Below are 15,245 nucleotides of genomic sequence, written 5' to 3' on the forward strand. Positions count from 1 at the left end.
CATTATCGTTTCATCCAGAATAAAACCTGTTTGTGATGATAAAGTATAAGAATGCAACAACAGATAAAAGTAATGAGCGCGTAAGCAAATAGTTGTCCCCCATCATTTTTTATTTCTATTCCCAATACAAACAAATGCGAAAGTAAAGCGCCTGCCATAGTTCCAGCACCAATTAAGGCTCCCCAACCCGAAAACCACGGAATTAATAGCAAAATGCCTGCAATCAATTCAATAACCCCACTGCCTATGCGGCCTGCAGGTTCTGCACCTAGTTGCGAAAAAATAAAGATGGATTCTTCGGCTCCACTGAATTTAAAGAAAAGCGTTTGTAGTAAAATAAATGATGCTATTAATCTTGGTATCCAGATTAGTTTATTTTTCATATCGGGTTTTATTTATTCAGCGTTAGCCAATTTGTATCCGCTTTCTTTTTTAGTATGGGTTCGTCTTTGTTCCAGCTTTTTAGGGTATTATTAAAATAAAAATTATAGAATAGGTATAGTTTGCCGTTAATTATTTTGAACGTTTCTGGGTCAACTTCTACCTTTTCGCCTGAGTTGCCCATGGCATAGGCGCACCAACCGCCATATTCAGGCAAGTATGCTTCAGGATTTTTTTCAAACAACTTTTGATTTATTGCATTCGAAAAATAGTAAGTGATACCTCCATGTTTTACAGAATATTGCGACTTGCCTTTTACTGCTTTTTGTTTGATAATATAAACGGTAAGGTCATAACCGCCAGCACCAATTCCTTTGTCTGCGTTTATATGTTTTGCATTAGCAGGTATCTGTGCGTGCAGGTTCGAAAGTGAGGCGCATGTGTAAACAAGCAGATATATCCATATTCGCAATGTAATAGTCATTTTCAATTTTATTGTTTTATAAACTTAGCATAATAGTAATTGTTGCTTTTCTTTATTTTCAAAGCATAAAGGCCTGCTTTCAATTGACGAATATCAATTGATCCTCTGTTAGAATATCCATCTGATTGTTGCTTCAGTGCTGAATCGTAAATTGTAAAATGAAAATTTTCTTGTCCTTCTATATTGATAATGTCCTTGGAAGGAACAGGGTAGAGTTTCAATAGTTGTGTTGGCTCGGTAAGTGAGGCTACACCTAGGGATAGTGAAGTAAGAGAACTTTGTCCTGCCTGAATTAGTTGCTTCGTTCCCTGATCTTGTATCATTGCAAAACTATACATGCGCATTTTGTCCCAGAATGATTTAACATGGGCTTTTCTTGTAATAATAATGGAATCGTTTAATAGAAGCGGAAGCATAATGAACTCCTGAACTGCAAAACGAGATACATTATAATGTTCTAATTCTCCATTACCACCATTTACAAACACAGTATCTTCAGATGCTCCACTAAATAGGCTCACAGTAGAGAAGTTGCTATTATCTTTTTTAGTTATAGTAATGGTGTAAGTTAATGTATCGGGTGACGAGTAAGTGCTGATCACACTTAACTCAAAAGCACTGGATTGATTAAGGTAGGGTGTAAATAATGCTGTATCCGAAAAATTCACGTTTGATGGTATAACGTTACCGTTAATCACAATGCGGGGTGTGCCCCCATAAATGCCATAAAAGTTAGTGCGTGCATCATTGGCTGCAGTGTTTTGTTGACTCAAAATGCAGGTGCTGTATGGCGAACTGGGATGTATGCTAAGATGCATCACCTGCGGATGACTGACAAGGTTAGTATGCAAGCCGGGATTCTTTGATTTGCAAATACTACATTTGGTATTCGTAAAGTGCTCAATCACAGTAGTCAGTGGTACCTGCTGCGCCTTTATTTTAGTAGCATGAAATAGCATTACCATTGCCAGGGTATAGATTAATTTCAAAGATGATTTGTTCATTGTTTTATTTATTTTACTAGTTAGACGAGTTTATAAAGTATTACTTACAAGGAGCTATGAAATTATTTTTTCAAGCTTGTCTTTTAATTGTGGCGAAGCTTTGTATTCAGGATTTTCGGAGTCTGCTTTTTTCTTTAGCAGTTTTATAGATTGGTCTATAATACGCGATTGATGAACAAAGTTTTTGCAGCAATTACAAAACAAAATATGAAGCCAAAGCTCAAAACGTTGTTTGATTGAAAGCTGAACTTCGCCTTGCATGAGCGATTTTGCTGATGCATCCTGGCAATTGTTTAGTATTCTACGAATATAATTTATCATAGTCACGGTATTAAATTATTTCTTTTTTTTTCGAGGCAGCTACGCAACATCGTTTTTGCTCTGAATAGGATTACCCATAAATTTGAATCTGTAATTTCATATTCTTTGCAAATATCTTTTGTGTCTTCATCATCAAAGTATTTTGAAATGAATACTCCCTTCAGCCGCTTTGGTAGTTTGGCCAGGCAAAACTCCATTGCTTTTTGAAATTCATAATTGAGCACTTTACGATCTGCATTATTCGAAATGTAATTGGGCTGTATTAAGTTAATCCATCTGCCAAAACCACTTTGGTCAAAGAAATGCTGATCAAAGGACTCTTCGGTTTCATTCAGGTATTCTGAAAAAGATTTTTCATTTTTCGCTTTTCGGTAATAGTCAACAATCTTGTTTTTCATAATAACGGTAAGCCATGTCCGTTCATTACATTCACCTTTAAATGACTTCACACTCTTGCATGCTGCCATAAATACTTCCTGTACGAGGTCTTCAGCATCTTCACGTTTACTTACTTTGTATATGGCCATAGTTAACAAATAGTCGGCATAGCGCTCAACCCATTTGCTCATATCCAGTGAGTGCCTGGCACTACCATTAGACCCAATAGGTATATCGGGTCTATTTATTATTATTTCCTTTTCTTCTTTCAACTAATTGATGTTTTCCTATATCTTTTCGTTGTTTGTAGTTTCAATAAAGTCGTATACCGGAACTATTCCTTACAAAATTGAGAAAAAATATTGGCAAGCAAGATAGCAATTTCAAATTTCGAGTTAGCATATAGGGGCGGCCAGCCGGATTTTCGTTGCAAGGATACCAATACCTGTTTCCTCTGAATTCGCCTGATGAATAGACTTCCTTTGGTTTTAGGGGATCTTTAGAAGCAGGTTGCGAAAATCGCAACCCATTGGCATTGCTTCCACTTAGTACAGTTGGATTTATTTCGTTTACATGATTCGTATGATAATATATGGTAACCGTAACAGGCGTGTTTTTTTTGAAATGTTTTTTTGAATTTTTTGTAAGATCAGGTGTCTGATAATCGAAAAGGAGTTTTTCATCATCGATTATTATTTTTTGAAAACTATGATCTACCGCATCTAAAACTATGTAATCAAGATCCGTGGTGGGAGTTAAAGTGATTTTACATGTCCCCGTTGAATTCTTTTTAGCCAAGTCAAAAATTAAGTTAAGCACAAGGTGCTTAACATCATACAAGCGGCTCTGCTTTACAATAGACTCCTGTGCAGGTAGTTTAGGGACAGCGAGCATAGCCATTAAGGCCGCTGCAATAATTTATTTTATTATTTTCATCTTAATTATATTTTACCATTTAGTTGGCAATTTAGATATCCATTTAAATCCGGATGTGGTTGTTTATTTAAAATATATTCTATCAACGCATTATGTTCATGCCAAATTATACCCAACTCCCATAAGCAACTTACTATTCCACCAGGGCTTATTAATTCAAAAGTGTCCGGTTTGTCTTTTTCGCTTATATAAACAAATAGGTTAAGCATATTTTCATCAACCCATTTAAATAGAATGAAGTGTTTGCAGTCAACCACTGTAGGAAGAATTAATGTAGCTACTTTTAAAGTAGTATTGCCTGTATGCTCCAACATTTTACTCCAATTAGCTAGTTGCCCTATCGCGTATTAGTACCATTCAAATTGTATGGTTCCTTTTACGGGAAGCGAATGGAATTTGATTTGCCATTCTTTGAAAGTTACTTGCTTTATGAATTTTACTTGACGGGTTTTATACATTTTTTCCTGATGCAGAGGTATAATGTTGGAAAAGGTATACTCCTTGCGTCTTCGTTATTTGACAAGTGAACGACATATTCGGCCATCGGGTTTTTGGACTGCATACTTGAAACGCATATAAAATCAATCTTTTTGGCTAGATGATGTAAACGAAAGTATAAATAGCCGGACTAAAGAAAGGAGTTCTGCATCAATGTTGCAGTACCGAATTTATTAATTGAAATACTAATTATTATTGAATATCATTGTGGGCTAATAATAATCCTTCATTTCATATGTCAAGCATATTTTCATTCCTTGTCCCACGCGATAAAAAATTTTTCCCGTTGTTCGAAAGATCGGCAGAAAACTTAAGGGAAATCTCTGTAAAATTAGTAGACTTACTTGCTGCGAAAAAGTCAAATCAGAGAGAAATTATTAAAGAAATAGAGCGCCTGGAACACGAAGGCGATAGCATTGCACACGAAATATTTAATGAGTTAGGAAAATCCTTTATCACTCCTTTCGACCGTGAAGATATTCATTCCCTTGCTTCGGCCCTGGATGATGTAGTTGATTATATACATGGATCTGCAAAGCGCATTGAGTTGTATCAGCTAACAGCGGTTACTTCTGAGATGGTAAAGTTGGGTGACTTAATTAATAAAGGAGCAGAGGAACTATGTATTGCTATCAAAGGCCTCAATGATATGAGAAATGCGCATAAAATTAGAGAAGCTGCTGTGCGTATTAATAGTATAGAAAATCATGCCGATGATATTTTTGATATGGCCGTAGCTGATTTGTTTGAGAATGAAACCGATGCAAAGGAATTAATTAAGAAAAAGGAAATTCTTGCTGTACTTGAAACTGCTACCGATAAGTGCGAAGATGCGGCCGATGTAATATCCAGTATAGTTATTAAGTATAATTAAATTCTAACTTTTTATTATCGGATATGACACTCTTAATCTTAGTTATCGTTTTTGCCTTATTATTTGATTATATAAATGGATTTCACGATGCAGCCAACTCGATAGCAACTGTAGTAAGTACCAAAGTATTGTCACCTTTTCAGGCAGTTGCATGGGCAGCCTTTTTTAACGCCATTGTACTATTTCTCTGTCAGCATAAGTTTCTGGGCTTTGAGTTTAAAGTTGCAGATACAGTTGCAAAAATTGTAAGAGCAGAATCTATTACCCTTACTGTAATACTTGCCGGTTTATGTGCTGCCATTTTTTGGAATTTACTAACCTGGTGGTTAGGTATTCCAAGTAGTTCATCACATACATTAATGGGAGGATTTGCAGGTGCTGCAATTGCAAAAGCAGGTTTTGGGGTATTGGCTGATGTTGGTAAAATTTATCTTACGGTTTCTTTTATCGTACTAGCTCCTCTGTTGGGTATGATAATCAGTTACCTGATTACGGTCTTGATTTTGAATATCTGCAAGCGATCGCATCCGTCAAAAGCCGACCGATGGTTTCGCAGGCTGCAACTTGTGAGTAGTGCCGCTTTTAGTCTTGGTCATGGTAGCAACGATGCACAAAAGGTTATGGGCATTATAGCGGCTGCACTCTTAGTATATTCTAATACGACCGGCAATGCGGGCTTGCCCGATTGGATTGCCATACAAACCGTAGTTAAAGATGGCAAATCTGTGATTAAGGAAATTCCACTTTGGGTTGAGTACGCGTGCTTTATAGCAATTGGTTTAGGAACCTTGTCGGGTGGATGGCGTATTATAAAAACAATGGGAACAAGAATTACCAAAGTTACCCCACTTGAAGGCGTAGCAGCAGAAAGTGCTGGCGCTATAACTTTATACATGACACAGTATTTCGGTATTCCTGTTAGCACCACACATACTATTACCGGTTCAATAGTAGGCGTAGGGCTAACCAAGCGCATTTCAGCTGTACGTTGGGGTGTTACCATCAACCTGTTGTGGGCATGGATACTTACTATTCCTGTTTCTGGAATTCTTGCCGGGCTTATTTATTATTTATTTACATTTTGTGGTTTGTAATACCAGGTATCTTTCAGGTTATTAATTAGTAACTTTGCCGTTATATAGATGAATTAGTGAAAAATTCTGTTTGTAATACTAATGATTGAATTTTTAGAAAACGATAAACTGCGAGTAAAAGTTAAGGTTATAGGCGCAGAACTATGTGGCATATATAGCAACCGTTACAGTTGCGAGTACATATGGCAGGCTCGCGAAGCATGGCGTAGTTATGCTCCCAATTTGTTTCCAATTGTTGGACAACTAAAAGAGGAGAAATTCTTTTTTAATAAAACGGCCTATAAAATGGAGCGTCATGGATTTGCACGCAAAAGGCTGTTCAAACTACTGTTGATAAAGCCCGATGAAATAGAACTAGAAATAACGGATGATGAAACTACCCTTACCCAATATCCTTTTTATTTCAAATATAATGTTCACTACCTTTTGCTAGATAATAAGGTAGTTGTTACTTACACCGTTACAAATAATAGTCCCGATGCAATGTACTTTAGTGTTGGCGGGCATCCTGCATTTAATGTTCCGTTTAATGAAGACGAAGGTTATGATGATTATTTTCTAAAATTTGAAAAGCCTGAAAAACTGGAGCATTTTCCTATCAAAGATAATTTACTTGTAACCAAACCGCTTAAACTAAAAACCGAAGTAGGGCCTGAAGGAAATGCTTTGCTTCCGCTTCGTAAAAAATTATTTGAGAATGATGCGTTGGTATTTAAACAATTGAAATCGCGCGAAGTCTCGTTATGCTCGAAAAAAAACGAACAACAAGTAACGGTGCGGTTTCAAGATTTTAAGCACCTGGGCATTTGGGCTGCAAAGAATGCAGATTTTGTTTGTATAGAACCATGGCTAGGTCTGGCAGATAGCGAAAACGCTACGCAGGATATTACTAAAAAAGAATCCATCATAACCTTGGAGGGTCATCGTTCATTTTCATGTAAATACGAAATTGAAGTAAGTGCCTGATTACTGCACCGACAACACGAATCCCTTAAGGTATTCGCCCTCCGGATGATAAATATTGATAGGATGATCGGGAGGTTGATGCAATTCGTGCAATATGCGCACAGTGCGCCCGGCCTGCAGCGATGCCTGAAAAATCAATCTTCGGAACAACTCCTTATCCACTGCCTGTGAGCAACTGAATGTAAAAACGATACCGTTTTTACTTACCCGTTTAATACCTTCGGTATTAAGATTACGATATGCTATCATGGCATTCCTTACGGCCTCTTTGCTTTTGGCAAAGGCCGGTGGGTCAAGCACAATTACATCATACGTATCGTTGCTAGATTTAAAAAAATGGTTTACATCTTCTGTAAATATGGTGTGGTTGGCATTGGGGAAATTCAACAATACATTTTCATGAGCTAGTATAGTTGCTTTGGCGCTGCTGTCAACCGAATGTATCATGGTAGCACCTCCATGCGCTGCAAAAACACTAAAGCCTCCTGTATAACAAAACGTATTCAGCACTTTCTTATTCAACGTATACTGTGATAGTAATAGTCGATTGTCACGCTGGTCAATAAAGAACCCGGTCTTTTGACCTTCGGCCCAATTTATTTTGAATTGAAGATTATTTTCAAATGCAATAGCCTCATTACTGTTACCAACTAGAAAGCCTTGAATTGATTTGGATTGAGTTTTTTGAGATGCATGCCTGTAGTAAATAATAGCAAGCTTAGTGGTTAGCACTTGCTGCAAGGCCGTTGCAATATCTTCTAAATGTTGGGTCATACCATCAGTATGGCATTGTATAATAGCTGCTTCGCCATACAAGTCTATAATGAGGCCGGGTAATCCATCTCCTTCGCCATGCACCAGGCGGTATGCATTGGTATTACTTTTTTCAAAATTGAGTATACATCGAATTTGATACGCTTCTTCTAATTTTCTTTTAAAAAAAGCATTATTCAATTCTTCAGGTTCAAATGTTAATGCTCTAAAAGCAATGGAGGCATCATGATAATGACCATTAGCTAAAAACACGTGTTCGCTGGTGTACAGGCTGCAGCACGATCCGTGGGTCAGGTCATTGTCTTTGCGTGCTATGGCTCCACTAAAAATCCAATGATGCTTTTGCAAAATTGACTTTTCCTTGCCCGGTTTGAGAATTATTTTTTTATACATGATTGGCTGCTATTTGTTCCTTAAACTGTTTTTCGAGCCATGCCGTTTTTTCGCTTCCATATTTTTTAAGTTCATCGTTGCATACCGTTTGAGCAAAAAGGTCGTTGTCGGCAAGGCTTTTTAAGAAGATAGATTCTGTCATCTCGTTTGTATTATATACAAACGAAAGATGGTGTTGCTTTAGCGGTAGTTCAACAAGATTTTCTAAAATAGTTTCGGCCGAAAATTCGTTCTCGTTCATTTTGCGTTGCATTTCTCTAAGCAGGTATTCCATTTCTTTTTTGTCTTCAATTAATATGGTGCTGTACTTACTTAAGTGGGTATATAGTAGCCGGTACATGCTTGCAATTTGTAGTTGTGTATCGTATAAGCTTGCATGAAACAGGCAGGTTCCCTGTTGCCAAAATGTGATAGCGTAAGGTATTCGTTGAAATGGTTGCGTATTTTCTAACAGGGGCATAGCAGGTTGTGCCATGGCTATGGAAGCATATACATGTCCTTCGTAATTTCGTTTTGCCAACTTGGGTATTGGCCCCGGAGTTGCGCTTATACGTGCCCCGCAATAACCCATAAAATCGCAAGAATAAGGCTGATAGCAATGATTACCGGTTGGTATTGCAGGCATTGCCTTTGCTTCAAGAGTGCTTAAGGCTCGGTTTATATTTTTGTTTACATTACTTAATTCAGCTTTGCAGTGATCATACACGCTTACCGTTTTAAAAAACTGGCTGGCATCAAATGCTTGCATTCGCACATACTCAGCATTTATATGAATTATCGAAAAATCGGCTATTTCTGTTTTAAAAGCTTTGCTGGCATGTAAGCATACGGCATACTGCAACGCAGCATCATTCAGGTAAGTGCTGCTAATTGAGCGCGAGCTTTTTACTTCAAATATTTTCCAACCTGACTGATCAATACAGAGAACATCGCAAATTATCCATATGCCCATGTACTGAAACGAAGCTTCAAAAATTGTTTGGTGCCCTAGCTCAATTAATTCCTTGGTATATTGCACAGCGGTCTTAGCACTGCGTCCTCCTTTTGCCGAGGCATCTACACCTCCCGGAAACAGCGTATGCGCCAACCTGCCAATGTCATGTCCTCTTTTGAATTTTTGTAGCGTTTCTTTTGAAAGTGGATCGCGCAGGTTGTAGTGATTTTTATATAAGTATAATTGCTTCTGACATTGAAGGCTCTTTACATATGATGTTTTCGAAAGCAGATGTTTTTCGTTTTCAGCCATGGTTAAAATGAAATCGTTTCGGTGTTTAGTTGTTCATACATGGTGATAGCTTGCACGGCTTCGCGCACATCATGCACACGCAAAATGGATGCACCATTTTGTAACGCAGCCATATGCAGCGCTGTGGAACCATTTAAGGCTTCTGCAGGAGATATATTTAAAGGTTTGCATACCATCGATTTTCGGCTGATGCCGGCAAGTACAGGTTTTTCAAATATGCCAAAAGCATTTAAATGTTTTAGTAAGGCAAAATTCTGTTCCACTGTTTTACCAAAACCAAAACCGGGGTCAATAATTAAATCATAAATATCCCATTTGGATAGAGCCTCCAGGCGCAGCCTTATCCAGGCAATTACCTCTGCTACCACATTGGTATAGGCAGGAGCTTGTTGCATGGTTTGGGGTGTACCTTGCATATGCATTACAACATAAGGCACTTTTGCACCGGCAATAGTTTCAAACATTTTTGGGTCAAAAATACCTGCGCTTATATCATTGATAATGGAAATGCCATGGTCTATGCCATAACGCGCTGTTGTGCTATGGTAGGTGTCGAGGCTGATTATGGTGTCAGGAAAACAACGGATTAATTCGGGTAGAACCACACTTAATCTTTTTAATTCATCTTCTGGTGAAATCATGCTGCTTCCCGGCTTGGAGCTGGCAGCTCCCAGGTCTATAATGGCTGCACCCGCTTGCAGCATGCCGGCACAATGTGCTACGGCTTTGTCTGTGTGGTTATGAATGTTTCCATCGTAAAACGAATCGGGAGTAACATTCAAAATACCCATAGCTACCGGAGTGCTTAGGTCTAATAGCTGGCCATTGCAGTTAATTGTTAATCCTCGTGTTTTCATCACCCTGCAAATGTATCAGAAGTTACTTGCTTTTCATTATTTCCATGCATGTATACAAGCTTGGAAATTCGTTTCCCGATTCTACTTTATTTATAGGTTGCTATTAACTATGCATTGTTCATTTCATATAATGTTCACAGGAGGTTTGCATATATTGCACCTCGTATATTTGCACGCTATCTGTTTTGCTTGTTGCTTCCTTGTAGTATTCGCATTTAGTAGCATTTGGTTTAAAATTAATTTAATAATATGAAATATCTGGTAAATTTTCTGCGCATTGCCATTGGCTGTTTTTACATTTTTTCAGGTTTTGTAAAGGCCGTTGACCCATTAGGCACATCTTACAAAATGCACGATTATTTCTCAGCTTTTGCCGGGCTTGGTATGAGCAAGTTCTGGATGGCCATGAATGATTACAGTACTCCAATTGCTGTATTTATGCTGGTAGTTGAATTAGTAACCGGATTTTGTCTGCTTATAGGCTGGATGCCACGCTTTACTACCTGGATCATTTTTTTAATGACCTTATTTTTTACCCTGCTTACCGGATTTACTTATTTGTCGGGCTATTGTCCTAATGGAACCTTTGCAGCATTTGCACTAGGTGTAACTTTAGTAACCATGTTAGGTGCTTGGTTTTATGATTCTAAAATTGGAAAAATGCTGACTATTGCTGCTGTGGTAGGAGCCATCATTTTCGCATTGCTCTGTTTATTTTCGAGTACATTACTTACCTGCGCCTTTACAGAAAGCAAAATGAAAGTTACCGACTGCGGCTGCTTTGGCGATTTTATGAAACTAAAACCCTGGGAAACTTTTTGGAAAGATGTGATATTAGATGTGCTGATTTTTATACTGGTGGTAGGGTACAAGTATATAAAGCCAATATTTTCAGTCAAACTGCTTAACTGGGCAACCATTATTGCAACAGCCGGTTGTACTGTTTTTTGTTTATCTAATTTTTTGTGGGGCTTACCTTATATCGATTTCAGGCCATATGCAATAGGCAATGATATCAATGAACAGCGTATTGCTCCCAAGCCCGAAGTAAGAGAATTGATATTCCTATATAAAAACACTAAAACCGATGTGGTAGGACGCTACAAAAGCGAGCAACTTAAAGACCTTAATTTTGACGAGTTAGAATACGTTGACCGAATCGATAGCATTATCGATCCCGGGATTCCGGCTAAAATCAATAATCTTTTTATTAACAACGAGAATGGTGAAGATGTAACCGACACGCTATTACATGACCCTCGATATTCATTATGGGTTGTTGCACTTAAGTTGGAACATACAAATACAAGCGCATTTGAGAAAAAAATTAATCCCATGGTGAAAAAATTGGATAAGGCAGGTATCCCCATCTATTGCCTTAGCACGGGTGATATCGATATTGAAAAGTTCCGACACGATCATCAATGTGCGTTTCCGTTTTATACTGCTGACGAAACTCCACTTAAAACAATGATGCGAAGCAATCCGGGAATAATTTTATTAAAGAATGGAAAGGTAATAGATATGTGGCACCACCTTTATATTCCTAAGTTTGATGAGTTGAATCAGAAATATTTTTCGAAAAAGTAAATAGTAAACAAGGTGAGATTATTCATTATTACAATCATTAGTACCATGTGTACTATGGGAGTATACGCGCAGCAGATGTGTGGGTTAGAAAAAAAAGTGTTATTTAAAATTAAGCGGAGCAAATTTGTTGGTCCCGGTCCTTTTAATTTTCGAATTGCAGTAGATAGTGAAAGCCGCGTGGCAATAACCTCATGCAATATAAAATGGATATTTTTATTTAATAAGAATGGCCAACTTATAGACAGCGTAAAAACGCCTTTTAGCGAGTGTGTGCGATTAATGGAGTTTGATGAATTTGATCGTTTACAAATAGCAGATAATAATGAGCGCATCATTTATAAAATAAATTTTGAACGCGATTTACTTGACAGTGCTGAGTACACAAATCCCGAAGAGTGGTACAATCAGCTCAATCATTTTTATCATCTGTATAATATTTCGAGCATACCTACTGCATATTGCAATCCGGCTTTTCCGCAGGATAATTATAAAACCCGTTTTAGCTATAGTTACAACCTCTACACTAATTATACAACCGGATTTTTGTATCAGGCTAATCACAACTTTATCAGGCGCCTTGGCACTAAGCGTAATTATGAACCCTTGCGTAAACGCGATGTCTGGTTTAGTGATTTTATTAATACGCGATCTAAAATATTATGGATAGATGATTTTACGAAACGCGCCATTTTTTTCGATCGTTCGCTAAAGCTCTATTGCGAAGATTACATCAATGATACCTATGACATTGTTGATTGCAGTATAAATGCGCCCGAGGCTGCACAGTTTGACTTTAGCACCTGCTATAAAAAAAATCTAATAATAGGGGTTAGCGGGTTTGATGCAACAAGCATTGAAGTAAGCAGTTGGTCGGTACCTTATGTGGAACCCCCGGCTAAATTGCCACGTTAAAGTTTATTTACTATGTAACATAGCTGACATCTAATGGTCATATTACCATCCTTTATATTTTCAAGCAAATAATTTTAATTTAATATAGTAATGAAATCAAGTTTACTCTCAGTCGCAATTACCTTGTTATTTGGCGCAAGTATGGCGCAAAACCTTCAGTTTCGAGATCATTTATCTTACAATGGCAGCCTTGCCAATATAGGCGGCATTGCTATTAATGGAAAAGAGTTTGCACTGGTAGGATGGTCTGGCGGATTATCCATTGTGGATGTAACCAATCCTGATTCGATTTTCGAAGTTATTAATGTGCCTGATACCAATTCATTTTGGCGAGAAGTAAAAACTTTTAATAATCATGCTTATGTAACCAATGAAAGTGGGCAAGGCTTGCAGGTTATTAACTTAACCTACCTGCCTGATAGTGCTCCATCTCATGATTATACAGGTGATGGTGCCATTGCTGGGCAACTTATTACCATTCATGCATTGCATATTGATAATGGCTTTGCTTATTTGTATGGCTCAAACCTTTTTCAAGGTGCTGCAGTAGTTGTTGATTTAAATCAGGACGCCTGGAATCCTGTGTATGTTGGCAATTCATCTGCTGCTGATCCAAACTACATACACGATGGTTATGTACGCAACGATACCATGTATGCAGGACACATTTATAACGGTTATTTTTCGGTTATTGATTTTACTAATAAAGCGAATCCTGTTTTGATAAGTACTCAAAACACTCCCGATAATTTTACACATAATACCTGGCTCAACGATGCAGGTACTGTAATTTTTACTACCGATGAAGTTGACAAATCTAAATTGGCAAGCTATGATATTAGCGATCTGCAAAACATTAAGCTTCTCGATGAATTTCAAACAATTCCGGGAGCTAATTCAATTGTTCACAACACGCATACACTGGGACAATACCAGATAGTTTCATGGTACGACCAAGGAGTAGTTATAGTAGATGCAAGCGATCCATCCAATATGGTTGAAGTGGGTAAATACATTACCGACCCACTTGCTCAGCCAGGAAACTTTGAGGGCTGTTGGGGTGTTTATCCTTACTTGCCATCGGGTACCATTGTAGCATCAGATATGTACACCGGCTTGTATGTAATTACTCCAACTTACGTAAACGCAGCATATCTTAACGGGCTTGTTACAGATAGTGTAACCGGTTTGGCAATACCGGGAGCCAACGTTTCAATTATTGGCACTACCATTAGCAAACTTACTGATGTTACCGGGGCCTATAAAACCGGATATGGTGTGAATGGCTTATACGACATAGTTGTTAACAAAGGTGGATATAGCACTAAAACTATTACAGGAGTTTCTCTTACTAATGGCACTACAACCACCCTTAATATCGAGTTAGCGCCTTTGATATCGGTTGCTGTTACAGGCAATGTAATAAATGCTGTAAACGGTCAGCCGGTGCCATTTGCAGATGTGCAATTTATTGGACCAAGTGGAGAGTATAATTTGCAGGCAGATGCAGCAGGAGCATTTAGTTTGCCCAGCATTTTACTTGATGCCTATGAACTTTCGGCTGGTAAGTGGGGTTTCAAAACCACCTGTCTGCAAAATCAACAAGTAATAAATGGAGCAGTATTTACGGTGCAGATAACACCGGGCATATACGATGATTTTACTTTTAATAACAATTGGACTAACAACAGCACTGCCACACAAGGTATATGGACGTGGGGCGAACCATTAGGTACATTTGCTAATGGCTTTGAGCTAAATCCCGATTTTGATTATGCTACTGATTGCGGAAACAAATGCATGGTTACCGGCAATACCGGTACTCAAATAGTAGATGATGATGTAGCAGGAGGTTATACCATTTTAGAAAGCCCTGTTTTTGATTTAAGAAATCATTACAATCCATTTCTAAAATTACAAATGTGGTTTGCAAACTTTGCTCAGCAGGGCGGTGTTGGTAACGATACCGTAAAAATTATTTTAAGTAACGGTTCCATAGATACCGTAATCCGAGTTATTCATGGAAATAATTTTAATTTCTTCCAATGGAATGGATACAATTTTATTTTGAAAAATTATTTGCCGCTCACAAGCACCATGCAGCTTAAAGTTTATGCAGAAGAGTTTGCTCCCGAAGATTTGCTTGAGGTAGGTTTTGATAAATTTGAAATTACAGGCATTACCGGTATCGAAGAAAATATATCTGCTGCTGTGCTTCAATTATATCCTAATCCTTCGCACGATAAGGCCATGCTAAAATACGATTTGAAAAATGCCATTGGAGGCAATTTGGTAATTACTGACTTATCGGGCAGGGTGGTTCAATCAACCATGCTTCAGGCCAGTATGGGTTTAATGGAGGTTGGCGAAAATCTTGCCAAAGGAATCTATACCATTGCTGTAAGTGATGGTGGGGCTAAAAGTCAAACCATCAAGTTTGTAAAACTATAAGCGTTTTTTTTATTCAACATTGGATGTTCATTAATTTTAAGTGCAGCTATTTGGGTATTAGGGAAAAGATTATAGCTTTGAGCCCT

Annotated in this window: 16 protein-coding genes; 6 read left to right on the plus strand and 10 right to left on the minus strand. The window is 37.9% G+C overall.

Annotation, left to right across the window (positions count from 1 at the left end; genetic code table 11):
- Positions 1-2: 2 nt before the first annotated feature.
- From IPO27_08705 to IPO27_08735, 7 genes are read right to left on the minus strand one after another with little or no spacing between them, the layout of a single operon-like run.
- A complete protein-coding gene (locus IPO27_08705; protein ID MBK8846600.1) occupies positions 3-383 on the minus strand; it encodes a DoxX family protein in 381 nt (126 codons plus the stop codon).
- A gap of 8 nt (positions 384-391) precedes the next feature.
- On the minus strand, positions 392-865 hold the full coding sequence (locus tag IPO27_08710; GenBank protein MBK8846601.1) for a YHS domain protein: 474 nt from the start codon (positions 863-865) through the stop codon (positions 392-394).
- 8 nt (positions 866-873) lie between these two features.
- Complete coding sequence (locus IPO27_08715) at positions 874-1,869, minus strand: T9SS type A sorting domain-containing protein (GenBank protein MBK8846602.1); 996 nt, start codon at positions 1,867-1,869, stop codon at positions 874-876.
- Between the two features lie 54 nt (positions 1,870-1,923).
- Entirely contained in the window at positions 1,924-2,190 is a 267-nt protein-coding gene (locus IPO27_08720; GenBank protein MBK8846603.1) for a hypothetical protein, read from the minus strand.
- A 2-nt stretch (positions 2,191-2,192) separates the two neighbouring features.
- Positions 2,193-2,840, minus strand: a complete 648-nt coding sequence (locus tag IPO27_08725; protein MBK8846604.1) for a sigma-70 family RNA polymerase sigma factor — start codon at positions 2,838-2,840, stop codon at positions 2,193-2,195.
- A 40-nt stretch (positions 2,841-2,880) separates the two neighbouring features.
- On the minus strand, positions 2,881-3,462 hold the full coding sequence (locus IPO27_08730; protein ID MBK8846605.1) for a hypothetical protein: 582 nt from the start codon (positions 3,460-3,462) through the stop codon (positions 2,881-2,883).
- A gap of 47 nt (positions 3,463-3,509) precedes the next feature.
- The gene (locus IPO27_08735; GenBank protein ID MBK8846606.1) at positions 3,510-3,818 is read right to left on the minus strand and encodes a hypothetical protein; all 309 of its coding nucleotides are present in this window, start codon (positions 3,816-3,818) and stop codon (positions 3,510-3,512) included.
- 419 nt (positions 3,819-4,237) lie between these two features.
- Here IPO27_08735 and IPO27_08740 point away from each other — a divergent pair, with 419 nt between their 5' ends.
- The 3 genes from IPO27_08740 (at position 4,238) to IPO27_08750 (ending at position 6,936) form a co-directional block, all read left to right on the plus strand.
- Positions 4,238-4,876 (plus strand): DUF47 domain-containing protein, encoded by a 639-nt coding sequence (locus IPO27_08740; GenBank protein ID MBK8846607.1) that lies wholly within the window; start codon positions 4,238-4,240, stop codon positions 4,874-4,876.
- Positions 4,877-4,899: 23 nt separating this feature from the next.
- Entirely contained in the window at positions 4,900-5,970 is a 1,071-nt protein-coding gene (locus IPO27_08745) for an inorganic phosphate transporter (protein MBK8846608.1), read from the plus strand.
- 81 nt (positions 5,971-6,051) lie between these two features.
- Entirely contained in the window at positions 6,052-6,936 is an 885-nt protein-coding gene (locus IPO27_08750; GenBank protein ID MBK8846609.1) for an aldose 1-epimerase family protein, read from the plus strand.
- Here the strand turns inward: IPO27_08750 and IPO27_08755 are convergent, their stop codons facing one another.
- Genes IPO27_08755 through folP form a run of 3 tightly spaced genes read right to left on the minus strand, consistent with a single transcriptional unit; the run spans position 6,937 to position 10,206 of the window.
- Positions 6,937-8,103 (minus strand): class I SAM-dependent rRNA methyltransferase, encoded by a 1,167-nt coding sequence (locus IPO27_08755; GenBank protein ID MBK8846610.1) that lies wholly within the window; start codon positions 8,101-8,103, stop codon positions 6,937-6,939.
- Positions 8,096-9,349 (minus strand): hypothetical protein, encoded by a 1,254-nt coding sequence (locus IPO27_08760; protein MBK8846611.1) that lies wholly within the window; start codon positions 9,347-9,349, stop codon positions 8,096-8,098. Before IPO27_08760 ends, IPO27_08755 begins: the two co-directional genes overlap by 8 nt.
- A 2-nt stretch (positions 9,350-9,351) precedes the next feature.
- The gene (folP, locus tag IPO27_08765) at positions 9,352-10,206 is read right to left on the minus strand and encodes a dihydropteroate synthase (GenBank protein ID MBK8846612.1); all 855 of its coding nucleotides are present in this window, start codon (positions 10,204-10,206) and stop codon (positions 9,352-9,354) included.
- A gap of 249 nt (positions 10,207-10,455) precedes the next feature.
- On the opposite strand from folP, the gene IPO27_08770 reads away from it, so the two are divergent.
- The 3 genes from IPO27_08770 to IPO27_08780 all read left to right on the plus strand — a co-directional run bounded on the left by IPO27_08770 (position 10,456) and on the right by IPO27_08780 (position 15,159).
- Complete coding sequence (locus IPO27_08770) at positions 10,456-11,796, plus strand: DoxX family protein (protein ID MBK8846613.1); 1,341 nt, start codon at positions 10,456-10,458, stop codon at positions 11,794-11,796.
- 12 nt (positions 11,797-11,808) lie between these two features.
- Positions 11,809-12,708 (plus strand): hypothetical protein, encoded by a 900-nt coding sequence (locus tag IPO27_08775; GenBank protein ID MBK8846614.1) that lies wholly within the window; start codon positions 11,809-11,811, stop codon positions 12,706-12,708.
- A gap of 90 nt (positions 12,709-12,798) precedes the next feature.
- Positions 12,799-15,159 (plus strand): choice-of-anchor B family protein, encoded by a 2,361-nt coding sequence (locus IPO27_08780; protein MBK8846615.1) that lies wholly within the window; start codon positions 12,799-12,801, stop codon positions 15,157-15,159.
- Positions 15,160-15,245: the final 86 nt, after the last annotated feature.

The sequence above is a fragment of the Bacteroidota bacterium genome (assembly GCA_016714535.1).
In the GTDB taxonomy this organism is placed as follows: domain Bacteria; phylum Bacteroidota; class Bacteroidia; order AKYH767-A; family OLB10; genus JADKFV01.

Bases quoted from the DNA above. Each gene is read 5' to 3' on its own strand.
- IPO27_08760 (MBK8846611.1), bottom strand. From the start codon at position 9,349: ATGGCTGAAAACGAAAAACATCTGCTTTCGAAAACATCATATGTAAAG.
- IPO27_08750 (MBK8846609.1), top strand. From the start codon at position 6,052: ATGATTGAATTTTTAGAAAACGATAAACTGCGAGTAAAAGTTAAGGTT.
- IPO27_08745 (MBK8846608.1), top strand. From the start codon at position 4,900: ATGACACTCTTAATCTTAGTTATCGTTTTTGCCTTATTATTTGATTAT.
- folP (MBK8846612.1), bottom strand. From the start codon at position 10,206: ATGAAAACACGAGGATTAACAATTAACTGCAATGGCCAGCTATTAGAC.
- IPO27_08710 (MBK8846601.1), bottom strand. From the start codon at position 865: ATGACTATTACATTGCGAATATGGATATATCTGCTTGTTTACACATGC.
- IPO27_08705 (MBK8846600.1), bottom strand. From the start codon at position 383: ATGAAAAATAAACTAATCTGGATACCAAGATTAATAGCATCATTTATT.
- IPO27_08755 (MBK8846610.1), bottom strand. From the start codon at position 8,103: ATGTATAAAAAAATAATTCTCAAACCGGGCAAGGAAAAGTCAATTTTG.
- IPO27_08735 (MBK8846606.1), bottom strand. From the start codon at position 3,818: ATGTTGGAGCATACAGGCAATACTACTTTAAAAGTAGCTACATTAATT.
- IPO27_08730 (MBK8846605.1), bottom strand. From the start codon at position 3,462: ATGCTCGCTGTCCCTAAACTACCTGCACAGGAGTCTATTGTAAAGCAG.
- IPO27_08780 (MBK8846615.1), top strand. From the start codon at position 12,799: ATGAAATCAAGTTTACTCTCAGTCGCAATTACCTTGTTATTTGGCGCA.
- IPO27_08720 (MBK8846603.1), bottom strand. From the start codon at position 2,190: ATGATAAATTATATTCGTAGAATACTAAACAATTGCCAGGATGCATCA.
- IPO27_08770 (MBK8846613.1), top strand. From the start codon at position 10,456: ATGAAATATCTGGTAAATTTTCTGCGCATTGCCATTGGCTGTTTTTAC.
- IPO27_08715 (MBK8846602.1), bottom strand. From the start codon at position 1,869: ATGAACAAATCATCTTTGAAATTAATCTATACCCTGGCAATGGTAATG.
- IPO27_08740 (MBK8846607.1), top strand. From the start codon at position 4,238: ATGTCAAGCATATTTTCATTCCTTGTCCCACGCGATAAAAAATTTTTC.